General features: G+C 74.5%; 21 protein-coding genes and 1 riboswitch. Of the genes, 2 read left to right on the forward strand and 19 right to left on the reverse strand.

The annotated features are described in order from the left end of the window. Positions 1 to 69: 69 nt before the first annotated feature. From ribH to rpe, 7 genes are all read right to left on the reverse strand, one after another. Complete coding sequence (ribH, locus tag ACLQ2W_RS15130; RefSeq protein WP_425786978.1) at positions 70 to 567, reverse strand: 6,7-dimethyl-8-ribityllumazine synthase; 498 nt, start codon at positions 565 to 567, stop codon at positions 70 to 72. Between the two features lie 5 nt (positions 568 to 572). Continuing rightward, positions 573 to 1,838: a bifunctional 3,4-dihydroxy-2-butanone-4-phosphate synthase/GTP cyclohydrolase II gene (locus ACLQ2W_RS15135; protein WP_405093632.1), complete on the reverse strand. Its 1,266-nt coding sequence runs from the start codon at positions 1,836 to 1,838 to the stop codon at positions 573 to 575. Next, positions 1,835 to 2,527: a nicotinamide riboside transporter PnuC gene (gene pnuC, locus ACLQ2W_RS15140; RefSeq protein WP_425786979.1), complete on the reverse strand. Its 693-nt coding sequence runs from the start codon at positions 2,525 to 2,527 to the stop codon at positions 1,835 to 1,837. Before pnuC ends, ACLQ2W_RS15135 begins: the two co-directional genes overlap by 4 nt. Continuing rightward, positions 2,524 to 3,120, reverse strand: a complete 597-nt coding sequence (locus tag ACLQ2W_RS15145) for a riboflavin synthase (protein ID WP_396771146.1) — start codon at positions 3,118 to 3,120, stop codon at positions 2,524 to 2,526. Before ACLQ2W_RS15145 ends, pnuC begins: the two co-directional genes overlap by 4 nt. 1 nt (position 3,121) lies before the next feature. Continuing rightward, positions 3,122 to 4,183, reverse strand: a complete 1,062-nt coding sequence (gene ribD / locus ACLQ2W_RS15150) for a bifunctional diaminohydroxyphosphoribosylaminopyrimidine deaminase/5-amino-6-(5-phosphoribosylamino)uracil reductase RibD (protein ID WP_281939762.1) — start codon at positions 4,181 to 4,183, stop codon at positions 3,122 to 3,124. Between the two features lie 171 nt (positions 4,184 to 4,354). Beyond that, positions 4,355 to 4,528: riboswitch (FMN riboswitch) on the reverse strand. Between the two features lie 79 nt (positions 4,529 to 4,607). Then, the gene (locus ACLQ2W_RS15155) at positions 4,608 to 5,564 is read right to left on the reverse strand and encodes a GGDEF domain-containing response regulator (protein ID WP_425786980.1); all 957 of its coding nucleotides are present in this window, start codon (positions 5,562 to 5,564) and stop codon (positions 4,608 to 4,610) included. A 1-nt stretch (position 5,565) separates the two neighbouring features. After that, positions 5,566 to 6,246 carry a ribulose-phosphate 3-epimerase gene (gene rpe / locus ACLQ2W_RS15160; RefSeq protein ID WP_107160083.1) on the reverse strand — a complete coding sequence of 227 codons (681 nt, stop codon included), beginning with the start codon at positions 6,244 to 6,246 and terminating at the stop codon, positions 5,566 to 5,568. Between the two features lie 261 nt (positions 6,247 to 6,507). On the opposite strand from rpe, the gene ACLQ2W_RS15165 reads away from it, so the two are divergent. Both ACLQ2W_RS15165 and ACLQ2W_RS15170 read left to right on the forward strand, forming a co-directional pair. Further along, positions 6,508 to 7,395, forward strand: coding sequence for a septum formation family protein (locus tag ACLQ2W_RS15165; protein WP_425786982.1), 888 nt, complete (start codon positions 6,508 to 6,510; stop codon positions 7,393 to 7,395). Positions 7,396 to 7,516: 121 nt separating this feature from the next. Then, positions 7,517 to 8,407, forward strand: a complete 891-nt coding sequence (locus ACLQ2W_RS15170) for a septum formation family protein (RefSeq protein WP_425786983.1) — start codon at positions 7,517 to 7,519, stop codon at positions 8,405 to 8,407. A 42-nt stretch (positions 8,408 to 8,449) separates the two neighbouring features. On the opposite strand, the gene ACLQ2W_RS15175 is transcribed toward ACLQ2W_RS15170, so the two are convergent. The 12 genes from ACLQ2W_RS15175 to mihF all read right to left on the reverse strand — a co-directional run bounded on the left by ACLQ2W_RS15175 (position 8,450) and on the right by mihF (position 22,013). Beyond that, the gene (locus ACLQ2W_RS15175; protein WP_425786984.1) at positions 8,450 to 10,201 is read right to left on the reverse strand and encodes a M28 family metallopeptidase; all 1,752 of its coding nucleotides are present in this window, start codon (positions 10,199 to 10,201) and stop codon (positions 8,450 to 8,452) included. Positions 10,202 to 10,475: 274 nt separating this feature from the next. Then, positions 10,476 to 11,990, reverse strand: coding sequence for an RsmB/NOP family class I SAM-dependent RNA methyltransferase (locus tag ACLQ2W_RS15180; RefSeq protein ID WP_405093624.1), 1,515 nt, complete (start codon positions 11,988 to 11,990; stop codon positions 10,476 to 10,478). 120 nt (positions 11,991 to 12,110) lie between these two features. After that, positions 12,111 to 13,037 (reverse strand): methionyl-tRNA formyltransferase, encoded by a 927-nt coding sequence (fmt, locus tag ACLQ2W_RS15185; protein WP_425786985.1) that lies wholly within the window; start codon positions 13,035 to 13,037, stop codon positions 12,111 to 12,113. A gap of 5 nt (positions 13,038 to 13,042) precedes the next feature. Then, a complete protein-coding gene (def, locus tag ACLQ2W_RS15190; protein ID WP_425786986.1) occupies positions 13,043 to 13,603 on the reverse strand; it encodes a peptide deformylase in 561 nt (186 codons plus the stop codon). A 42-nt stretch (positions 13,604 to 13,645) separates the two neighbouring features. Then, positions 13,646 to 14,890 carry a cytochrome P450 gene (locus tag ACLQ2W_RS15195; protein WP_425787421.1) on the reverse strand — a complete coding sequence of 415 codons (1,245 nt, stop codon included), beginning with the start codon at positions 14,888 to 14,890 and terminating at the stop codon, positions 13,646 to 13,648. 98 nt (positions 14,891 to 14,988) lie between these two features. Next, on the reverse strand, positions 14,989 to 15,954 hold the full coding sequence (locus ACLQ2W_RS15200) for an AAA family ATPase (protein WP_405093621.1): 966 nt from the start codon (positions 15,952 to 15,954) through the stop codon (positions 14,989 to 14,991). Between the two features lie 229 nt (positions 15,955 to 16,183). Then, a complete protein-coding gene (locus tag ACLQ2W_RS15205; RefSeq protein ID WP_425786987.1) occupies positions 16,184 to 18,262 on the reverse strand; it encodes a primosomal protein N' in 2,079 nt (692 codons plus the stop codon). Positions 18,263 to 18,321: 59 nt separating this feature from the next. Next, positions 18,322 to 19,512, reverse strand: a complete 1,191-nt coding sequence (gene metK / locus ACLQ2W_RS15210) for a methionine adenosyltransferase (RefSeq protein WP_425786988.1) — start codon at positions 19,510 to 19,512, stop codon at positions 18,322 to 18,324. 95 nt (positions 19,513 to 19,607) lie between these two features. Further along, positions 19,608 to 20,816, reverse strand: a complete 1,209-nt coding sequence (coaBC, locus tag ACLQ2W_RS15215; protein ID WP_425786989.1) for a bifunctional phosphopantothenoylcysteine decarboxylase/phosphopantothenate--cysteine ligase CoaBC — start codon at positions 20,814 to 20,816, stop codon at positions 19,608 to 19,610. Between the two features lie 14 nt (positions 20,817 to 20,830). Further along, entirely contained in the window at positions 20,831 to 21,097 is a 267-nt protein-coding gene (gene rpoZ, locus ACLQ2W_RS15220) for a DNA-directed RNA polymerase subunit omega (protein ID WP_025617742.1), read from the reverse strand. Between the two features lie 39 nt (positions 21,098 to 21,136). Further along, on the reverse strand, positions 21,137 to 21,670 hold the full coding sequence (locus ACLQ2W_RS15225) for a guanylate kinase (protein ID WP_405093616.1): 534 nt from the start codon (positions 21,668 to 21,670) through the stop codon (positions 21,137 to 21,139). A 25-nt stretch (positions 21,671 to 21,695) separates the two neighbouring features. After that, the gene (gene mihF / locus ACLQ2W_RS15230; RefSeq protein WP_018785079.1) at positions 21,696 to 22,013 is read right to left on the reverse strand and encodes an integration host factor, actinobacterial type; all 318 of its coding nucleotides are present in this window, start codon (positions 22,011 to 22,013) and stop codon (positions 21,696 to 21,698) included. Between the last annotated feature and the right edge of the window lie 48 nt (positions 22,014 to 22,061).

Raw genomic sequence — 22,061 nt, forward strand, 5'->3', positions numbered from 1 at the left:
CGAAGAGTCACACCCACTGCTGCCAGCTATCAGCTCACCACCGCTGAACCGACCCCGCCATGCTCACAGTCAGGCGAAGCCCACGCGGTGGGCGTTGGCGGTGTCCAGGGCGCGGATGGCCAGTGCGGCGTCCAGCGCGGCCACCGTGGCGGCCCAGCCCTTGTCCTCGGCCGAGCCGGGCAGCCCGGCCCGGTCCCGGGCCTGGTTGATGGTGTCCACCGTGAGCACCCCGTGTGCCACCGGCTTGCCCTCGTCCAGGGCCACCCGGGTCAGGCCCTCGGTGACGGACTGGCAGACGTAGTCGAAGTGGGCGGTCGCGCCGCGTACCACCACGCCGAGCGCGACCACCACGTCGTGGCGGCGGGCCATCGCCTGCGCCACCACCGGCAGCTCCACCGAACCGGCCACCCGGGCCACCACGGCCCGCGCGCCGCACGCCTGCGCGGCGGCCACCGCGCGCTCCACCATGTGATCGGTCAGCTCGCCGTGCCAGCGCGCGGCCACCACGCCGACGGTCAGCCCGGCGGCGTCCACCGCGGTGACACCCGGCTCCCCGAAACCCGCCATCGTCCCTACGCTCCGATCTCGTCACCGGCGACCGGGCGGCCCATCGGCGCCTCGGTCACCTCGTCCAGCCCGTCCAGCAGGTGGCCCATCCGGTCCCGCTTGGTGCGCAGGTAGCGCACGTTCTCCGGGTTCGACGACACGGGCAGCCCCTCCCGGCCGGTCACCGTCAGGCCGTACCCCTCCAGGCCGGCCCGCTTGGCCGGGTTGTTGGTCAGCAGCCGCATCGAGCGGACGCCGAGGTCGTACAGGATCTGCGCGCCGGTGCCGTAGTCCCGCGCGTCGGCCGGCAGCCCCAGGTCGAGGTTCGCGTCCACGGTGTCGCGCCCCTGGTCCTGCAACTGGTACGCCTGGAGTTTGTGCAGCAGGCCGATGCCGCGCCCCTCATGCCCGCGCACGTAGAGCACCACGCCACGGCCCTCCCGGGCGACCCGGGCCAGCGCGGCCTGCAACTGCGGGCCGCAGTCGCAGCGCAGCGAGCCGAACACGTCCCCGGTGAGGCACTCGGAGTGCACCCGGACCAGCACGTCCCGGCCGTCGCCGAGGTCGCCGAACACCAGCGCGACGTGCTCGGCCGGGTCGTGCTCGGCCCGGTAGCCGAGCGCCGTGAAGACCCCGTACGGCGTGGGCATCCGCGCCTCGGCGGCCAGCTCCACCTGCTTCTCGGTCCGCCGCCGGTACGCGATCAGGTCGGCGATGGTGATCAGCGTCAGCCCGTGCTCGGCGCAGAACTTCTCCAGGTCCGGCACGCGCATCATGGTGCCGTCGTCGTTGACCAGCTCGCAGAGCACCCCGGCCGGACGCAACCCGGCCAGCCGGGTCAGGTCCACCGCCGCCTCGGTGTGTCCGGGCCGGCGCAGCACCCCGCCGGCGCGGGCGCGCAGCGGCACCACGTGGCCGGGGCGGGCCAGGTCGGTCGGGTCGGTGCCGGCGTCGGCGAGCAGCCGGATGGTGTGCGACCGGTCGGCGGCCGAGATGCCGGTGCTGACGCCCTCGCGGGCGTCCACCGTCACCGTGTACGCGGTGCCGCGCCGGTCCTGGTTGGTGTGGTGCATCGGCGGCAGGTCCAGCCGGTCGCACTCGGCCTCGGTCAACGGCACGCAGATGTAGCCCGAGGTGTGGCGGACCATGAACGCGACCAGCTCCGGGGTGGCCAGCTCGGCCGCGAAGATCAGGTCACCCTCGTTCTCCCGGCCCTCGTCGTCGACCACGACCACCGGCCGGCCGGCGGCGACGTCCGCCACCGCCTGCTCGATCGAACCGAAGCTGCTCATGCCACGACCTCCGAGTACGTCGCCGGGATCCGGGTCCGCGTGACGGTCCGCGACGTGCGCCACCAGGCGTAGAAGCCGGCCGCGCAGAACGCGCCGTAGACCAGGTACATGGCGGCCGACGGGTAGAAGCCGCCGCCCAGCAGCAGCGGCACGCCGACCGCGTCGACGGCGATCCAGATCAGCCAGAACTCCACCCAGCCACGGGCCATGCCGTACGTGGCGAGCAGGCTGCCGACCAGGATCCAGGCGTCCGGCAGCGGCCCCCACGAGCCGAGCGCGGCCAGCACCGGATAGGCGGCGGCGGTGCCCACGGCGGCGGCGACGAGCAGGGCCAGCCGTTCCCGGCCGGTCGCCCAGCGCGGCACCACGGCCGGCTCCGCGCCGTCGCCGGACCGGCGGTTGCGCGACCAGCGCCACCAGCCGTAGACGCTCACCGCGAAGAAGAAGACCTGCCGGCCGGCCTGGCCGTAGAGGTCGTGCGCCTGCGGGGTGGCGAAGACGCCGCCGAGGAACACGGTGAACAGCAGCCCGTTGCCGATCATGCCGACCGGCCAGGCCCAGACCACCCGGCGCAGCCCGAGCAGCGCCGAGACGAGCCCGAAGACGTTGCCGACGATCTCCCGGACCAGCACCGGCGAGCCGACGACGTGCACCTGGGCGTCGAGCAGCCAGCCGAGCGGGCCGGTCACCGGGCACCGCCCAGCAGTCGCTCGACGTACTTGGCCAGCACGTCCACCTCCAGGTTGACCGGGTCGCCGACCTGTCTGCCGCCGAGCACGGTGAGTTTGAGCGTGGTGGGGATCAGGCCGACCGAGAACCAGTCGTCGCCCACCTCCGCGACGGTCAGCGACACGCCGTCGACGGTGATCGAGCCCTTCTCCACCACGTAGCGGGCCAGCTCGGCGGGCAGCCGGAACCGGACCGTCTCCCACTGCGCGGCCGGCTCCCGGCCGATGACCTCGCCGACGCCGTCGACGTGGCCCTGCACCAGGTGCCCGCCGAGCCGGCTGTTCAGCGCCGCGGCCCGTTCCAGGTTGACCGCGTCGCCGGGGCGCAGCGCCCCGAGCGCGGTGCGGCGCAGCGTCTCACCCATCACGTCGGCGGTGAAGACGCCGCCGTCGACGTCGACCACGGTCAGGCAGACCCCGTTGACCGCGATGGAGTCGCCGTGCCGGGCGTCCGAGGTGACGAGCGGGCCGCGGATGGCGACCAGCGCCGAGTCGTCGCCGGTCTCGGTGCTCCGGACGATCTCGCCCAGCTCCTCGACGATGCCGGTGAACATGTCAGGCCTCCCTCTTCCGGGGCAGCGCGGTGATCCGCAGGTCGGGACCGACCTGCGTGACGTCGGTGATCTCCAGGTCGACGGCGTCGGCGATGGACGTCACGCCGGCGTGGCCCAGCGCGGTCGGGCCGGCGCCGAGCAGCTTCGGCGCGACGTAGCCGACGATCTTGTCGATCAGGCCGGCGGCGAGGAACGCGCCGGCCAGCGTGGGACCGCCCTCCAGCAGCGCGGCCCGCACGCCGCGGTGGTGCAGCTCGGCCAGGAGCGCCGCCAGGTCGACCCGGCCGTCCGGGCCGGCCCCGACCTCCGCGGCGGTGGCCACCCAGGTCCGGGCCGCGCCGTCGCGGACCCGGGCGTCGACCGGGGTACGCCCCGAGCTGTCCACCACCACCCGCAGCGGCTGCCGGATGGCGAGCGTGCCGTCGCGCAGGTTGCGGGCGGTGAGCCGGGGGTCGTCGGTGAGCACGGTGCCCACCCCGGCGAGCACCGCGTCGACGGTGCCGCGCAGCGCGTGCACGTCGGTGCGGGCCGCCTCCGAGGTGATCCACATGCTGGTGCCGTCAGCGGCGGCGGAGCGCCCGTCGAGCGTGGCCGCGTACTTCCAGATCAGGTACGGCCAGCCGCGGCGCATCGAGGTGAGCCAGGCGACGTTGCCGGCCTCGGCCTCCTCGGCGCGTACCCCGAACGCGACCTGGACCCCGGCGGCCCGCAGCGTGGCCGCGCCGCCGGAGGCCACCGGGTTCGGGTCGGGCACGGCGATCACCACGCGGGTGACGCCGGCGGCGATGAGCGCGTGGCTACAGGGGCCGGTGCGACCGGTGTGGTCACACGGTTCCAGCGTGACCACCGCGGTGCCGCCACGGGCCCGGGTGCCGGCCTGCGCCAGCGCGACGATCTCGGCGTGCGGTCCGCCGGCGTACGCGTGGAAGCCCTCGCCGACGACCTCGCCGTCGGGATCGAGCAGCACGCAGCCGACGACCGGGTTGGGGCTGGTGGCGCCGAGGCCGCGGGCGGCCAGCGCGACGGCGCGACGCATCGCCTCGTCGACGGAGACGCTCGCCATGGCCCGCCCTGCCCTTCCGCTCGCCGGTCACGCGCGGGCGGGGTGGGGAGCGACGGCACGAGGGCCGCGGACACGCGGCGGCGGAGAGCCCGGGGACGGCGTCGGCCGACCCCGGGGAGCCCACGGGCGCGGCTGAGGGTGCTCAGCGGCCGGCAGGGCCTCCCCCGTTCCGCGCGCTGTCTCCCATCCGGACTTTCTGGGGAGCGGACGAGCCGCACCCCAACCGTCGGCCCCGGATTCTCACCAGGTCCACCGTCCGGCCGAAGCCGTCCGGGTCGCGGGCTTACCACGGTCGGACCGTGGATCACCGCCGGTTCGGAATTTCACCGAGCCCCGCCAGCGCGTGGTGGGTACTCCGGAAGTCTTACACGTTCCACGGCGGCGCGCGCCATCCAGGCGAGCTACCTCACAACAGACCGCACGATCACGTAACTCCGCGGCGGCGGTCGACCGCGACGTACGACCCGGGTTGGCTCTTGGCCACCGTCTTCATCTCCGAGGCCACGGCGATGGCCTCCAGCGGATCGGTGAACCGCTTGCCGCTGTCGGACAGCGACACCCCGATGGAGAGCGTGACCAGCGCGGCCCGGCGGATGTTGCCCCGCCGGTCCTTCAGCTCGACGAAGCCGCGTTCCCGGTCGGTGGGGTCGTAGAGCGTGTCGGCGGCGGTCTCGAAGTCGACCACCGCCCGGCTGGTCAGCGGCCGGACCTGGGTCGGGGCGCAGACGATGACGAAGTCGTCGCCGCCGACGTGGCCGAGGAAGGCCGGCGGCAGCCCGATCGACACCACCGCGCGGTGCAGGCTGCGGGCCAGCGCGGAGATGAACTCGTCGCCCCGGACGAAGCCGTACCGGTCGTTGACGCTCTTGAACCGGTCGATGTCGACGTAGCCGACGGCGTAGTCCACGCCGCTGCGCACCCGGTCGCTGATCTCCCGCCGGATGCGGCTGTTGCCGGGCAGGCCGGTCAGCGGGGAGACCTCCCGGAACTCCTTGTTGCGACGCAACGTGGAGCTGACCCGGGCGACCAGCTCGGCGGTGTCGAACGGCTTGACCAGGTAGTCGTCCGCGCCGGCGCTGAGGCCGTTGACCTTGTCGGAGGTCATCCCCTTGGCGGTCAGCATGATCACCGGCAGCGCCGAGGTCATCGGGTCGGCGCGCAGCCGGCGGGTCAGTTCCAGCCCGTCCACGCGGGGCATCATGAGGTCGACCACGGCCAGGTCCGGCCGTTGCCGCTCGATCACCTCCAGCGCCTCCTGGCCGTCGGCGGCGTGCAGCACCTCGAAGCCGTGCAGGCGCAGGTTGAACTCGACGAAGCGGGCGATGTCCTCGTCGTCGTCGACGACCAGGATGACGTCGGGTCGGTCGCCGGCCGGGTCCATCTCAGGCCCCGGTCATCGCACGTTCCGCCAGGCCCCGCAGGCGGCGTACCGCCTCGGCCGGGTCGTCGGCGCCGTAGACCGCGGTGCCGGCGACGAACGCGTCGGCGCCGGCGGCGGCAGCCTGCTCGATGGTGTCCGCGGCGATGCCGCCGTCGACCTCGATGCGTAGCTCCAGGTGGCCGCTGTCGACGTGGCGGCGGGCGGCGCGCACCTTGTCCAGCAGCGCCGGCAGGAACCGCTGGCCGCCGAAGCCGGCCTTGATCGTCATGATCAGCAGCGTGTCGAAGCTGGGCAGCAGGTCCAGGTACGGCTCGATCGGGGTGTCCCGGTCGATCGCCAGCCCCGCCTTGGCCCCGGCCGAGCGCAGGTCCTTGGCCAACGCCACCGGGTCGTCGCACGCCTCGGCGTGGAACGTCACGTTGTACGCGCCGGCGTCGGCGTACCCGGGGGCCCAGCGGCGCGGATCCTCGATCATGAGGTGCACGTCGAACGGGATCTCGGTGACGGCGCGCAGGCTCTGCACCACCGGCAGGCCGATGGTCAGGTTGGGCACGAAGTGGTTGTCCATGACGTCCACGTGCAGCCAGTCGGCGGCGGACTCCACGGCGCGGACCTCGTCGGCGAGGCGGGCGAAATCGGCGGCCAGGATGCTGGGCGCGACGACGGGCGGCGGTACGGTCACGGGGCCAGTGTACGAACGCGGTCATCCCCCGGCTGCGGCGCGGCACCACGAAGGACCTACGGTGACCCTCCCGTCACCTTCGGTGCAGAATTCCGCCGTCCGGGGCGGAAATCGACACTAATAGTCGCCGGCGACTGGCCGATCGATTGAAAGATGACGAAACTCCTACAGGGACGGTCACATATGCTGCACGCCCGGGCGCGGGGGACGCCGCACGGGCCGCGGCGACCGGTTGCCATCTCTCCGGCGAAGGAGCGGACGATGCGACGGTGGCTCCACGCCCTCACGCTGGCCGGCGCCGTGACGGCGGTGCTCGCCGGCTGCGCCCCGACGCACCGGGCCGACGGGGACCTCGTCGACGACTGGGCGGCGCTGCCGGCGCCCCAACTGTTCGTCCCGGCCACCGACGCCTGTCTGCCGCGGCTCACCGCCGTGGTGCAGGCGGCCACGTACGAGACGGTGGACTGCGCCGGCAGCCACCTGGCCGAGGCGGTGCACGTCGGCACGTTCACCGACTCGGCCGCCGAGGGCGCCCGCCCCGAACCCGGCTCGCCGGAGCTGCGCGGCGCCCGGGCCGAGTGCGACCAGCGGGCCCGGGAGATGATCGGCGGGGACTGGCACGCCGCCCGGCTCACCCTGAACATCGCGCTGCCACCGGCGACCGCCTGGATGGCCGGCGCGCGCTGGTTCCGCTGCGACCTGGCCGAGACCGACAGCATCGACAACACCCGGCCGGTCAACCGGGTGGGCAGCCTGCGCGGCGCGCTGGTCGGCGACACCCCGCTGGTGCACCGCTGCTTCGACCCGAAGCTGATCGGCGCGAACCTCAACTACATGGCCCCGGTGCTGTGCACCGAGCCGCACCGGGCCGAGTTCGTCGGCGTCTACTCCGAACGCGACATGAGCTGGGCGGAGTTCGCCCGGCGCGCGCCGGCCGCGCACCGGCGCTGCATGACGCTGATCGCCGCGTTCGCCAACGTGCCGGACAATGCCGAGCTGCCGTACCGGGCCGGGTCCATCTTCTACCCGCCGTCGCAGCGGGAGTGGGAGGAGGGCGACCGGGGGGTGCGCTGTTTCCTGTGGAGCGACGACCGCAAACTGACCCGTTCGATGCGGGGCGCCGGCCCGGAGGGACTGCCGGTCATCTGACCGCCGTTCCGCCGGGAGCCGGCCGCCTCGTGCGACCGGCCGCCGGCCCGGTTGCCGTATGCTGCGTCGCCGAGGCGTACCGGTCGGCCGGGCGGCTCCGGACGGCGGGAGGTCGGGCGCGATGCGGCGATGGTGGGCGGCGGTCGCCGCGGGCGCGGTGGCGGTGCTGGCGGTCGGCGGGTGCAGCGCGCCGGCCGGGGTGGACCGCGACCTCACCGACGAGTGGCCGGCCTTCGCCGCCCCGGTCGGCTTCGTGCCCGCGGCCGACGTCTGCCACCCGACCGTCGCCGACGTCGGCTACCTCAGCGGCTACCAGCCGGTCGACTGCGCCGCCTCGCACCGCGCCGAGACGCTGCACGTGGGCACGCTGGGCGGCCCGGACGCCGGTCGCTCCGCGCCGCCGCGCGCCGGCTCGGCCGGCATCCGCTCCGCGCACGCCGAGTGCGCCCGGCAGGTCACCCGGGCCGTCGGCGCGGACTGGCGGTCCGGGCGGTTGCAGCTCTCCGTGGTCTTCCCGTCCGCGCTGGCCTGGTCCGGCGGCGCCCGCTGGTACCGCTGCGACGTCGCCGAGGTGACCGACCTGGACGAGGGCAACGTGGCCGCCCGCACCGGCAGCCTGCGCGGCGCGCTCAAGCCCGGCTCACCGCTGGCGCTGGGCTGCTTCAACCCCAAGCTGAGCAAGGACGAGGTGCAGGCCATGCGGCCGGTGGCCTGCACCGCGAAGCACCACGCCGAGTTCGTCGGGATCTACCAGGCGCCCGACATCAGCTACGCCGAGTTCCAGCGCACCTCGCTGCGGGCGCACAAGGCGTGCCGGGGGCTGATCGCGAAGTACGCCAAGGTGCCGAACGACGGGAAGATGCAGTACCGGGCCGGCACCATCGTCTACCACCCGTACGAGCAGCAGTGGCGTGACGGCGACCGGGGTGTGCAGTGCTTCCTCTGGGTCTCCGACCGGACGCTGACCCGTTCGGTGCGGGGCGCCGGCGGTTCGGCGCTGCCGATCACCTGAGCCGCGGGCGGGGCGGGCGTCGGCCCACCCCGCCCCACGCGCTCAGCCGACCTGGAGCGTCACGTCGTCGACGACGAAGCTGGTCTGGAGCGAGGCGTCCTCGACGCCGGTCCACTTGAGCGTCACCGTCTGGCCGGCGTACCCGGCGAGGTTGAAGCTGCGCTGGGTGTAGCCGGTGGCCTTGTTCAGGTTCGAGTAGGTCGCCAGCGTGGTGGAGCCGACCTGCACGGTCAGCTTGTCGTACGCGGTCGAGGTGGTGGTCTCGGCCGAGTCGATGTGCAGCCAGAACGCCAGCGTGTAGCTGGTGCAGCCGGTCGGCAGCGTCACCGACTGGGAGAGCGTGTCGGTGCGCGAGGAGCCGTACCCGTTCAGCCACGCCTTGTACGACCCGGTCCGGGCCGCCTGGCCGGAGTCGTTGGTGATCACGCCGGAACTGGTCGTCCACGGCGTGGTGCCGGACTCGAAGCTGCTGTTGCCGATGAGCTGCCCGGCGGTGCAGCCGCCGCTGCCGCCGGTCACCGTGATCGTGTAGCTGGCGGTGCGGGTGGCCGAGCCGGTGCCGGTGACGGTGAGCGTGAACGTGCCGGTGGTCGCCGTGGACGAGGCGCTGACCGTCATGGTGGCGGAGCCGCCGGAGGTGACCGACGACGGGCTGAAGCCGACCGTGACGCCGCTCGGGGCGCCGCTGGCCGACAACGTCACCGTCTGGGCGCTGCCGCTGGTGGTGGCGGTGCTGACGGTGGCGGTGGTGGAGCCGCCCCGGGCGACGCTGCCGGAGGTGGGGCTGACCGCGACGGAGAAGTCGTTGGCCGGGGTGCCGCCGCCGACCGCGAGGGCCCAGATCGCGTACGCCACGCCGTCGGCGCTGCGGTTGAGCACCGTCGTGTTGATGTTGCTGGTGGTGTCGCAGGAGCGGTGGTAGCAGCCGTCGTACGCCGCGCCGGAGGTGCCGCCCCACTTGGCGGCCTGGGCGGCGGTCTTGGTGTAGCTGGCGCCGGCCGCGTAGCCGGAGGTCTGGATGCCGGCGTTGGCGAACGAGTAGTCGTCCGAGCGGCCCTGCCCCTCGGTGTTCTCCTCCGGCTGGATGCCGAACGAGTCCCAGTACGCCTTCAGCGGCGCCGCGGTGGCCGAGGTGATCCGGTTGATGAAGTAGCCGCCGTTGGGCGAGCCCACCATGTCGAAGTTGTAGTAGCCCTTGATGTAGCCCCGCTGGGTGGTGCTGAGCTGGTTGACGTAGTGCTTCGAGCCCTGGAGGCCCTGCTCCTCGCCGTTCCACCAGGCGAACCGGACCCGCTTGGTCATGGTCGGGTTCTGCGCGGCCAGCACCAGCGCGTTCTCCAGCAGCGTGGCCGAGCCGGAGCCGTTGTCGTTGATGCCCGGGCCGGCGGAGACGCTGTCCAGGTGCGCGCCGAACATGACGACCTGGTCGGTCGGGCCCTGCGGCCACTCGGCGATCAGGTTGCTGCCCGGGTACGTGCAGGTGGTGCAGTTCTGCTCGGTGACCGTGTAGCCGGCGGCCTGGAGCTTGCCCTTGACGTAGCTGACCGAGGCGGCGTAGCCGGCCGAGCCGGCCCGGCGGTTGCCGCCGTTGCTGCTGGCGATGGAGTTGAGCTGGGTGAGGTGGGCCTGGACGTTGGTCAGCGAGACGTCCGGTGCGGCGAGCGCGGCGACGGCCGGGGCGGGGGCGGCCGGAGCGGGCGCGGCGGAGGCGGAGGCGGTGCCGGCCAGGCTCGCTGTCGTCAGGGTGGCGACGAGGGCGAGCGCGAGGCTCGTGGTCGGCGTACTGCGTCTCATGGAGACTCCTCGTGGGGGTCGTGCGGGCGGGGGTGACGGCCGAGGACCGGTGATCGGAACAGTTACATGCATCGATCACTTAGTCAACGGCCCGTCACATCCCACCACCCCCCTCCCCCGCCCGAGATGCACCCGACGCGGGGTCTCCCCACCCTCACCCCCCACCATCTCCCCCCGCTGATTCACGGAAAGAGTGGGCATGGCGCGCGAAATGCCACCACTTTCCGTGAATCAGCACCGGGAAACGGGGTGAGGGGTGGGGGTGGGCGCGGGGTCAGCCGCGGCGGAGCACCGCCAGGAACATGGCGTCGGTGCCGTGCCGGTGCGGCCAGAGCTGCACCGTCGGGCCGTCACCCAGGCCGGGCATGCCGGCCGGCAGCAGCGGGCGGGCGTCCACGAAGTCGACCGGGAAACCGCACCGCCGGGACGCCTCGGTCACCGTCACGTGCGTCTCCACCACGTGCGGCGAACAGGTCACGTACGCCACCACGCCACCCGGACGGACCGCGCGCAGCGCGGCGGTGAGCAGCTCGCGCTGCAACCGGGTCAGCGGCGGCAGGTCCGCCGGCTGCCTGCGCCAGCGGGACTCCGGCCGGCGACGCAACGCCCCCAGGCCGGTGCACGGCGCATCCACCAGCACCCGGTCGAAGTGCCCCTCCGGCAGCTTCGGGTCACCGCCGACGTCCCGCCCGTCGAGGTGCAGCACCGTGACCGGCAGGCCCCGGGTCGCCTGCTCGACCAGCCGGGCCCGGTGCTCCGCCACCTCGACCGCGGTCAGCCGCGCCCCACGCTGCGCGGCCAGCGCGCCGAGCAGGCCGGACTTGCCGCCCGGACCGGCGCACAGGTCCAGCCAGCGGCCGTCCGGGCCGTCCACCGGCGCGTTCGCCAGGGCGTCCGCCACCAGTTGGGAGCCCTCGTCCTGCACGTGGGCCCGCCCGTCGACCACCGCCGCCAGGTCACCCGGCGCGCCGCCGGGCAGGTAGACCGCGTACGGCGAGAACGCGCCGGGCGCGCCGCCGACCTCGTCGGCCAGCGCCACCGCGTCGGCCCGCCCCGGCCGGGCGCACAGGTGCACCGGCGGGCGCTCGTTGTCCTCGATCAGCAGCCGGGTGGTCTCCCCCAGATCACCGCCGAGCGCCTCGGCGAACGACCGCACGATCCACTGCGGATGGCTGTACGCCAGCGCGAGATGGCCGATCGGATCGACGCCCTCGGCCGGGGCGAGCTTCGCCACCCAGGCGTCGGCGTCCCGGCCGGCGATCTCCCGCAGCACCGCGTTGGCGAACCCGGTCGCGCCCGGCCCCACCATGCGGACCAGGTCCACCGTGGACGACACCGCGGCGTGCGCCGGCACCCGGGTGTGCAGCAACTGGTACGCCCCGAGCCGCAGCGCGTCCCGCACCGGCGGGTCGATCCGCTGCACGTCCCGGCCGGCCGCGTCGGTGACGATCGCGTCCAACGTGCCGATGTGCCGCAGCGTGCCGTAGGTCAGCTCGGTGGCGAACGCGGCGTCCCGCCCGCTCAGCCCCGCCTCGCGCAGCATCGCCGGGAGCACCAGGTTGGCGTACGCGTCGTCGCGGTGCACGGCCGCCAGCGCCTCGTACGCGACGTGCCGGGGCAGGTCCACGGTCGGCCGGACCGGACGCTGCCCGCCCCGCCGGTCGGCGCCGCCCCGGTACGGCCGGTCACCGCCGCGACCCGGGCCACGCGGCCGGTCGCCGGCGCCGCGGTCGTACCCCCGCGGGCGCTCACCCTCGACGGGCCGCTCCGGGCCCGAGGGCCCCGTCACGCTGAGCCACCCTTCGTTCGCGACTGCGGGGCTCGCAACACCGGCTCACTCCTCGCGCTCACGCGGAGCCACCCTTCGTTCGCGACTGCGGGGCTCGCAACACCGGCTCACTCCTCGCGCTCACGCGAACACCTCACCCGTGGGGACCCGGGCGCCGCGCGCCCAGTCGCCGGCCGACATGGCCTTCTTGCCGGCCGCGCGCACCTCGCCGAGCCGCACCGGCCCGGTCGCGGTGCCCACCAGCACCTGGGACTTCTCCACCAGCAGCTCGCCCGGCTTCAGCTCGGGGCCGTTCGCCAGCGGGGTGACCGGACCGAGCTTGACCCGGTCGTCGCGGAACGTGGTCCACGGGCCGGGCGCCGGCGTGCAGGCGCGCACCCGCCGATCCACCGCGAACGCCGGGTCGGTCCAGCGGACCCGGGCGTCCTCCACGGTCAGCTTCGGTGCCAGCGAGACGCCGTCGGCCGGCTGCGGCTCGGCCCGGGCGGTGCCGGCGCCGATCGCGTCCAGCACCGCGACCAGCAGCCCCGCGCCGGACCGGGCCAGCCGCTCCAGCAGGTCGCCGGACGTGTCGACGGGCCGGATCTCGTCGGTGACCGTGCCGAAGACCGGCCCGGTGTCCAGCCCCGCCTCCAGTTGGAACACGCTGGCCCCGGTCAGCTCGTCGCCGTGCAGCACGGCGTGCTGCACCGGAGCCGCGCCCCGCCAGGCGGGCAGCAGCGAGAAGTGCAGGTTGATCCAGCCGTGCCGGGGGATCTCCAGGGCCACCGGCGGCACCAACGCGCCGTAGGCGACCACGGGCACGCAGTCCGGCGCGAGCGCGCGCAGCCGGTCGAGGAACTCCGGCTCGCGCGGCCGGGCCGGGGTGAGCACCTCCACGCCGTGCGCGTCGGCCCACGCGCCGACCGGCGAGCGGTGCAGCCCCCGACCCCGGCCGGCCGGGGCGTCGGGGCGGGTGACCACGGCGAGCAACTCGTGGCCGGAGGCGGCGATCGCGTCCAGGGCCGGTACGGCGACCGCCGGCGTGCCGGCGAAGACCAGGCGCATCCCGGTCACCGTCCCAGGCCGAACGGGTTGCTGACGGGGTGCGGGCTGAGCTTGACCGTGGGCGGGGCGCCCTGGTCGTACCAGTCGGCCTGACGGATCGCCTTCATGGCCTCCTTGCGGCCGGCCGCGTCGAGCCGGTCGACGAAGAGCACCCCGTCGAGGTGGTCGGTCTCGTGCTGCACGCAGCGGGCCATCAGGCCGGTGCCGACGATCTGCATCGGGTCGCCGTGGGCGCTGAAGCCCTTGGCGATCACGTTCTGCCGGCGCTTCGTGTCGAAGTAGAGCCCGGGGATGGAGAGGCAGCCCTCCGGGCCGTCCTGCTCCTCCTCGTCGGGGAACTCCAGCGCCGGATTGACCAGGTGGCCGAGCATGTCGTCGACGTCGAAGGTGAACACCCGCAGGCTCACTCCGAGCTGCGGCGCGGCCAGGCCGGCGCCGTTCTGCTCACGCATCGTGTCGGTCAGGTCGGCGACCAGCTTGCGCAGCTCGGCGTCGAAGTCGACCACCGGGTCGGCCGGCGTGCGCAGCACCGGATCGCCGAACAGACGGATGGGCTGAACGGTCACGCGGCGGGGCTCCTTGTCTGGGACGGGTGGTGCGCCCCCAGTCTACGGAGTCGGCCCGGCCGCCCCCGGCGGCGGACCGGCAACGGTGACCGGCGCCGCCTCCCGCCCCGGCGCGACCGGCAGCGTGGCGAAGCCACGCAGGGTGAGCCGGACCCGCCGTTCGGGCCGGCCGGCCAGGGCCAGCTCGGGCAGCCGGCGCAGCAGCAGCGGGAACGCCACCTGCGCCTCCAGCCGGGCCAGCGCCGCGCCGAGGCAGTAGTGCGGCCCGGCGCCGAAGGACAGCGGATGGACCTGCGGGCGCCAGGGGTCGAAGCGGGCCGGCTCGGGGAACCGGCCGGGGTCCCGGTTCGCCGCGCCGAGCATCACGATGATCCAGCTCTCCGGCGGCAGGTCGACGCCGCCGTGCCGGGACGGCGCGGTGCTCATCCGGGAGGTGAGCTGCACCGGCGAGTCGTAGCGCAGCAGCTCGTCGACGTAACCGGGGGCGAACTCCGGGTGCTCGCGCAGCGCCGCCGCCGCGGCCGGGTGGCCCAGCAGCGCCACCAGGCCGTTGCCGAGCAGGTTGGTGGTGGTCTCGAAGCCGGCCACCAGCAGCACGATCAGGTTGGCCAGCAGCTCGTCGCCCGACAGCCGCTCGCCGTCGGCGTCGTGCGCCTGCACCAGCGCGGTGGTCAGGTCGTCGGCGGGGACCCGGCGGCGGGCCGCGACCAGCTCGGAGAAGTAGGCGCGCAGCTCCGCCGCGCCCCGGTCGGCGACGGCCAGCTCGTCCGGGGTGATCTCCGGCTCCAGCACGCCGGTCAGGTCGGTGGCCCAGCGCCGGAACAGCGGCCGGTCCGCCGCCGGCACGCCGAGCAGCGCGCAGATCACCCCCACCGGCAACGGGTACGCGAACGCGGCCATGAAGTCGACGGGCGCCCCGCCCCGCCCGGCGGCCAGCATGGCGTCGATCAGCGCGTCGGCCTGCGCCTCGACCACACCGCGCATGGCGGCGATCCGGCGCGGGGTGAACGCGCCGGCGGCCAGCCGCCGCATCCGGCTGTGGTCGGGCGGGTTGGTGCGCAGCATCGACCGGGAGATCGACAGCACCGCCGGGCTCTCCCGCCAGCCGGGCATGAACTGGTCCCGGAGGGCGTCGTCCATCACCCCGAACCGGGCGTCCCGCAGGATCGCGTCGGCCTCCGCGTACCCGGTCACCACGTAGAAGACCGGGCCGGCCTGGACCACCGGGCCGTGCGCCCGCAGCCGTTCGTACGTCGGGTAGGGATCGACCCGGCCCGCGGGGGACATCAGCAGCGCGAGGGCGTCGGCAGGATCCACGGGCGGCCTCCCAGGCATCGAAGGACCCCATCATCCCCCGGTTCGCCCGGTTCGGGCGACCCCGCCGGTCAGGCGCCGGCGCCCGGCTCCCCGGCCAGCACCGGGCCGCCGCCCAGCAGCGCGTGCTCGGGCAGCGGAAGCGCGATGCCGTGCGCGTCCTCCCAGTCGTGGATCAGGGCCGGCCGGGCCTGGGCGGCGAAGAAGTCGACGGCGCTCAGCCCGCCGACCACCGGCTCGTCGACCTCGGCGACCAGCCGGGCCGGGACCATCGGGAGGCCGCCGCGCACCGCGGCGCTGAGCCGCCGGTGCCCGTCGACCACGAAGAAGTACTCACCGGTGTAGCCGATGCTCAGCGGTTCCACCGCCTCGTCGCCGGCCGGCTCCGCGTCCCAGAGACCGCGCAGCGTGGCGACGTCCTCGGTCGGGTAGACCCGGGTCGGGTCGAGCAGCAGCAGCGGCTGGCCGGCGCGCAGCACGTCGGCGCCGAGCCGGCCCTCGTACACGTCGACGACGTGCGCGATCACCTGCTCCGGCGTGGCCCGGGTGGTGTCGCAGACCAGGTCGTAGTTGCGCAGCCGGGCCTTGTCGACGCCGTACCGGACGATGAAGCGGTTGCGCTCGCTCTCGCTGCGTTCCCGCAGCTTGGCCCGGGCCTCCTCCAGCGAGGTGTAGCTCTCCGCCGGGCCGGACGGGCGGGCCAGCACCCGCCGGGCCGCCTCGGTCGGCTCGGTGATCATGTGCACCTTGAGCGCGTCGGTGAAGAAGTGCCAGGCCAGGCGGGAGTCCATGACCAGCGACTCGCCGGAGGCGGCGATGTCCCGCTGGAGCTGGTCGACGTAGCCGTCGACCGCCTGGTCCAGCTCGGCGTGCAGGTTGAGCTGGAGCGCGGTCATCTGCCGCTCCTGCGCCATCTGCCGGTAGAGGTCGCCGACGCTGACCCGGCGCAGCCCCAGCCGCTTGGCGATCTCGACGGAAACGGTGCTCTTGCCGCTGCCGAGATCACCGTTGAAGACGATCGACTGACGAACGGTCACGACTGGTCCACCCCTGCTCACCGGCTGACTGACGACATCGAATCCGTGTGGCCCGACGTGCTCGGAGCAGCCGCCGCGCCGCGTACCGCGCGGAAATCCCGCGCGCCTGGGCATGACGGGCGATGCTATCACCGCCCGCTATCCAATTGCCGGACCAGGTGTGCGACAAACCCCAGGTCACGACCGTACGCGAGGGGCCGGGTGCGTTCCGTCACGCCCGGCGGCCCGCTCAGAACAGGCTCAGCGGGTCGACCTGGAGCCGGACCGGTTCGGCGGCCTTGCGGGCGCTGCGCTGCCCGGCCGCGGCGTGCAACGCGCCGGCCAGCGCGCCCGCCCGGGACCGCGGGACACGGACCAGCATCCGCTCCCGGCCCTCCTCGGCCGGCACCGGGCCGAGCACCTCGGCGTCGTCCGGCAGCCGGGCGCCGGCCAGCAGGTCGGCCACCGCCTCGGCCACGCCGGTGACGCTGGCCATCCGTACCGCCGGCGGGAAGCCCAACTCCCGGCGCTCGGCCAGCTCCCGGGCGGCGAACCAGGCCGCGTCCCACCGCAGCAACGCCTGCACCGGCGCCAGCGCGCCGTCCGCGACCACCACCACCCGGCCGCCCGCCGCGCCGGCCCGGGCCAGCGCGGCGCCGGCCAGCCAGCGCCGCAGCGCCTCCTCCCCGGCCCGCAGGTCGGCCCGGGTGAGCAGCGCCCACGAGTCCAGCAGCAGCACCGCGCCGTAGCCGCCCTCGGCGACCGGCTCGGCGCCCGGTGTGGCGATCACCAGGCCGGCGCCGCCGGGCACCGTGGCCAACACCTCCTCCCGCCCCGAGGTCCGCACCGGCACGCCCGGGAACGCCCGGCCCAGCTCCTCGGCGGTCCGCCGGGCGCCGGTGACCGAGGCGCGCAGCCGCCGCCCACCGCACTCCGGGCAGGCGTACGCGGCGGCGACCCGGCCGCACCAGCGACAGGCGGGCGTGCCCTGCGCCGACGGCAGGGCGAGCGGACCGGCGCAGTGCGGGCAGCGGGCCGGGGCCCGGCACTCGGCGCAGGCGACCGAGGGCAGGTAACCGCGTCGGGGCACCTGCACCAGCACCGGCAGGTCGGCGCGGAGCGCGTCCCGGGCGGTGGTCCAGGCCAGGCTGGGCAGCCGGGCGGAGGCCGCGCCCGGGTCCCGGGCCAACTGCGGGTCGTCGCCGGTGGGCGCCATCGCCGGCATCCGCGCCCGCACCGTGGCCCGGTCGGCGACCACCTCCCGGGCCCAGCCGGTCTCCACCAGCAACTGCGCCTCGGCGGTCCGCGCGTACCCGCCGACCAGCGCGGCGGCGTCGGTGAGCTGCGCCCGGGTGAGCAGCACCTCGCGGGCGTGCGGATAGGGCGCCCGGGGCTCGGCGTGCAGGTCGTCGCCGTCGTCCCAGACCGCCACCAGGCCGAGCCGTTCCACCGGGGCGAACATGGCCGCGCGGGTGCCGATCACCACCGGCGCCTCACCCCGGCGGGCGGCCAGGAACGCGCGGTAGCGACGGGCCGGCCCGTCGGCGGCGGTGAGGCGGACGTGCCGGCCCGGGCCCAGCACGGCGGTCAGGGCGGCGTCGAGCCGGTCCAGGTCCCGGCCGTCCGCGACCACCACCACGGCGCCCCGGCCGCCGGCCACGGTGGCGGCCACCGCGTCCGCGTACCGGTCGGCCCAGTCCTCCCCCGGCAGCGCCGACCAGACCGCGCGGGCCGGCCGGCCCTCGGCGAGCGCGCGCAGCAGCGCCGGTCCGGCCGGGTAGTCCCGCCAGCCGCGCGGGTCGACCGACACGCCGGCGCCGCCGGCGACGCCCACATCGGCGCCCTCGCCGACGCTCACGTCGACGGCGGCGACCGGGGGTCCGCTCACGGGCCCGGCGGCGGGCTCAGGCGCGGAGCCGGTCGCCGGCTCTGCGGCGGCCTCGGCGGCGGTCGCGGGCTCTGCGGCGGCCTCGGAGCCGGTCGCCGGCTCTGCGGCGGCCTCGGCGGCGGTCGCGGTCTTCTCGGCGCGGGCGTGCCGGGGCGGCACGGCGAGCCGGAGCACGTCGGCCAGGCTGCCGGCGTACCGGTCGGCGACCGCCCGCGCCAGCCGGGCCACCTCCGGGGAGAGCACCGGCACCGGGGAGACGACCTTCTCCAGGTACGCCAGCTTCGGGTGGTCGGACTCGGCGACGCGCTCCAGCAGCCAGCCGTCGACGAGCTGGCCGGCGAAGCGGACCTTCACCCGCACCCCGGGCCGGGCGTCGGCGTCCAGCGCCGCCGGGACCAGGTAGTCGAACGGGCGGTCGAGGTGCGGCAGCGGCACGTCCACGCAGACGCGAGCGACCGGCGACCCCGCAGCGGGTCGCCGGTCGCGGCGCGTGTCGGCGGTCAGGCTCCCGCGGCCGACTTGAGGTCGGCGGCCCGGTCGGTGCCCTCCCAGGTCAGGTCCGCCAGATCCCGGCCGAAGTGGCCGTACGCGGCGGTCTGCCGGTAGATCGGACGCAGCAGGTTCAGGTCCCGGATGATGGCGGCCGGGCGCAGGTCGAACACCTCGGCGACGGCCTTCTCGATCGCGGCCACCGGCACGGTCTCGGTGCCGAAGGTCTCGACGAACAGGCTCACCGGGTGCGCCTTGCCGATCGCGTACGCGACCTGCGCCTCGCACCGCTCGGCCAGCCCGGCGGCGACCACGTTCTTGGCCACCCACCGCATCGCGTACGCGGCCGACCGGTCGACCTTCGACGGGTCCTTGCCGGAGAACGCGCCGCCACCGTGGCGGGCGTACCCGCCGTAGGTGTCCACGATGATCTTCCGGCCGGTCAGCCCGGCGTCGCCCATCGGGCCACCGATCTCGAACCGCCCGGTCGGGTTCACCAGGAGGCGGTACCCCTCGGTGTCCAGCTCCAGGCCCTCCAGCTCCGGGGTGATCACGTGCTCGCGCACGTCCGGGGTGAGCAGCGACTCCAGCGAGATGTCCGCCGCGTGCTGGCTGGACACCACCACCGTGTTCAGGCGGACCGGTCGCAGCCCGTCGTACTCGATGGTCACCTGGGTCTTGCCGTCCGGGCGCAGGTAGGGGATCGTGCCGTCCTTGCGGACCTGCGCCAGCCGGCGGGCCAGCCGGTGCGCCAGCGCGATCGGCAGCGGCATCAGCTCGGGCGTCTCGGAGCAGGCGAAGCCGAACATCATGCCCTGGTCGCCCGCGCCCTGCGCGTCGAGCGCGCTCTCCGACCCGCCGGTACGCAGCTCGAACGCGTTGTCCACGCCCTGGGCGATGTCCGGCGACTGGGCGCCGATGGAGACGCTCACGCCGCAGGACGCGCCGTCGAAGCCCTTCTTCGACGAGTCGTAGCCGATGCTGAGGATGGTTTCCCGCACGATGGTCGGGATGTCGGCGTACGCCTTGGTGGTCACCTCGCCGGCGACGTGCACCTGGCCCGTGGTGATCAGCGTCTCCACCGCGACCCGGCTGTGCGGGTCCTGTGCGAGCAACGCGTCGAGGATGCCGTCGCTGATCTGGTCGGCGATCTTGTCCGGGTGGCCTTCCGTGACCGATTCGGACGTGAAGAGACGTGTCACGGCACTCCTAAGCATGTAAAAACGTTTGAAGGTCGCTCGCGACAGTTTAGTCGCCGGGTGTCCGGCGTCATTCGCAAACGTGCGGAGACCAAGGGTCAGGACGGCCCGTCCAGGCGTACCGCCACGAGGTCCCAGACGGCGTCGGCCAGGGCCTCCTTGAGCTGCTCGGGGAACCGGTGCACGGCCCCGTCGGCGCCGATCACGACGGCGGCGTTGGTCTCCGCGCCGAACACCTTGTCGACGCCGACCTCATTGACCACGATCAGGTCGGCACGTTTGCGGGCCAGCTTGGCCCGGCCGTTGGCCTCCGCGTCGTGGGTCTCCGCGGCGAACACCACGAGCACCTGGCCGGGTCGACGGTTCCGGCCCAGCTCGGCGGCGATGTCCGGATTGGTGACCAACTCGATGGTCGGCGCGGGGCCGCCCTCGGATTTCTTGATCTTGCCGGTGGCGTAATTGGCCGGGCGGAAGTCGGCCGGCGCGGCGGCCATCACCACGGCGTCCGCGTCGGCGGCGGCGGCCAGCGTCGCCGCGCGCAGCTCCTCGGTGGTGCCGACCCGCACCAGGTCCACGCCGGCCGGATCGGCGAGCGCCACGTTGGCCGAGACCAGCGTCACCCGGGCGCCCCGGGCGACCGCGGCGCGGGCGAACGCGTACCCCTGCTTGCCGGAGGACCGGTTGCCCAGGAACCGGACCGGGTCGAGCGGCTCGCGGGTGCCGCCGGCGGTGACCACCACGTGCCGGCCGGCCAGGTCGGCCGGGGCGGCGACGCCGCGGGCCAGCGCCCGGCGGGCGACCGCGAAGATCTCCGCCGGGTCGGGCAGCCGGCCCTTGCCGGTGTCCCGACCGGTGAGCCGGCCGACCGCCGGCTCGATCACCCGGACACCCCGGGACCGCAGCGTGGCCACGTTGGCCACGGTGGCCGGGTGCTCCCACATCTCGGTGTGCATGGCCGGTGCCAGCAGCACCGGACACCGCGCGGTCAGCAGCGTGTTGGTGAGCAGGTCGTCGGCGAGGCCGTGGGCGGCCTTGGCGAGCAGGTCGGCGGTGGCGGGCGCGACCACGACCAGGTCGGCGCGCTGCCCGAGGCGCACGTGCGGCACCTCGTGCACGTCGGACCAGACGTCGTCGGCGACCGGCTGACCGGAGAGCGCCGCCCAGGTCGGCGCCCCGACGAAGCGGAGCGCCGACGCGGTCGGCACGACCCGGACCCGGTGACCCGACTCGGTGAAGAGCCGGAGCAGCTCACACGCCTTGTAGGCGGCGATGCCGCCGCCGACCCCGAGGACGATCTCGGCGGGCATCGGCGCGGGCGGAGTTACGGCTGGTCGGTCGGCTCGGCGGTGAGCAGGCCCGAGTTGATCTCACGCATGGCGATGGAGAGCGGCTTCTCCTGCGGAGTGGTCTCCACCAGCGGGCCGACGTACTCCAGGAGGCCCTCACCGAGCTGGCTGTAGTAGGCGTTGACCTGACGCGCGCGCTTGGCGGCGAAGATCACCAGCGCGTACTTCGAGGTGGTCTTCTCGAGCAGCTCGTCGATCGGCGGGTTGGTGATGCCCTCGGGGTTGGTGGCGATGGATCCCACGAATTTGACCTCTGCGTCTCGCTCGGCGGCGGCCGTCGCTCAACCGCGCGGTGGCGGTCGGGCCGGTGCCAGGAATGACGAACCGAGCAATCCTACCAGCTCGGCCGCGGCACGCTCGGTCCGGTCGTGCGCCACGGCATGTGCGAACGCGGCCGCCACGAGCGGGTCGGCCCGGTACGCCGGCGGCGTGAGCAGCACCAGCCGGGCCTCCGGCACGACGGCGCGGACGGCGAGCGCGCCGGCCAGGTCCAGCGGCAGCAGCACCGGCCGGCCCTGCGCCAGGGGGGACCGCACGTGCGCCCGGGGCACCCCCCGGCGGTACGGCCCGATCCGGCACCACTCCAGCAGCTCGTCGGCGGCGATCAGCCGGTCGAAGCCGACCGGGTCGAGGAAGAGCCGGTCCACGCCGTCCCGCTCCCCCGGTCGCGGCGGCCGGGTGGTGGCGACCACCGGCACCCGCACGGACGCAAGGCGCGCCCGGACCTGCTCGACGACACTGCCCCGACCGGCCCCGGAAGGACCGGACAGGACAGTGAGCCGAGCCGCCGAGCGCGCCTCGTCATCCGTGCTCACCGCTTGTTTCTACACGGTGGTCCGCTCAGTTGGCGGCGAACTCTCCCAGCAGCGCCTTGCGCTGCTGCTCGCCGAGGCCGCGAAGGCGACGGCTGTCGGCGATCTTGAGCTTCTCCATGATCTGGGTGGCCCGGATCTTGCCGATGCCCGGCATCGCCTGGAGCACTGCCGAAACCTTCAGCTTGCCCACGACGTCGTCGGACTCGGCCCGCGCGAGGACGGTGGCGAGGGTGGTCTTGCCCTGCTTGAGCTGCTCCTTCAGCTCAGCGCGGGCCTTGCGGATCTCCGCAGCCTTCTCCAGCGCGGCAGCGCGCTGCTCGGGGGTCAGTGACGGGAGCGGCACCAGTTCTCCTCAGGTCCCTAGTACGGCGGGCGGAGCCCCACCGCAGCT

Source organism: Micromonospora sp. DT227, from assembly GCF_049841835.1.
Classification (GTDB): domain Bacteria; phylum Actinomycetota; class Actinomycetes; order Mycobacteriales; family Micromonosporaceae; genus Micromonospora.

What these genes read in the sequence shown, in the direction of transcription:
- fmt (WP_425786985.1), bottom strand. Translation starts at nt 13,037, where the DNA reads ATGCGCCTGGTCTTCGCCGGCACGCCGGCGGTCGCCGTACCGGCCCTG.
- ACLQ2W_RS15145 (WP_396771146.1), bottom strand. Translation starts at nt 3,120, where the DNA reads ATGTTCACCGGCATCGTCGAGGAGCTGGGCGAGATCGTCCGGAGCACC.
- ribD (WP_281939762.1), bottom strand. Translation starts at nt 4,183, where the DNA reads ATGGCGAGCGTCTCCGTCGACGAGGCGATGCGTCGCGCCGTCGCGCTG.
- ACLQ2W_RS15170 (WP_425786983.1), top strand. Translation starts at nt 7,517, where the DNA reads ATGCGGCGATGGTGGGCGGCGGTCGCCGCGGGCGCGGTGGCGGTGCTG.
- ACLQ2W_RS15195 (WP_425787421.1), bottom strand. Translation starts at nt 14,890, where the DNA reads ATGTCCCCCGCGGGCCGGGTCGATCCCTACCCGACGTACGAACGGCTG.
- ribH (WP_425786978.1), bottom strand. Translation starts at nt 567, where the DNA reads ATGGCGGGTTTCGGGGAGCCGGGTGTCACCGCGGTGGACGCCGCCGGG.
- coaBC (WP_425786989.1), bottom strand. Translation starts at nt 20,816, where the DNA reads ATGCCCGCCGAGATCGTCCTCGGGGTCGGCGGCGGCATCGCCGCCTAC.
- ACLQ2W_RS15135 (WP_405093632.1), bottom strand. Translation starts at nt 1,838, where the DNA reads ATGAGCAGCTTCGGTTCGATCGAGCAGGCGGTGGCGGACGTCGCCGCC.
- ACLQ2W_RS15165 (WP_425786982.1), top strand. Translation starts at nt 6,508, where the DNA reads ATGCGACGGTGGCTCCACGCCCTCACGCTGGCCGGCGCCGTGACGGCG.
- ACLQ2W_RS15175 (WP_425786984.1), bottom strand. Translation starts at nt 10,201, where the DNA reads ATGAGACGCAGTACGCCGACCACGAGCCTCGCGCTCGCCCTCGTCGCC.
- ACLQ2W_RS15155 (WP_425786980.1), bottom strand. Translation starts at nt 5,564, where the DNA reads ATGGACCCGGCCGGCGACCGACCCGACGTCATCCTGGTCGTCGACGAC.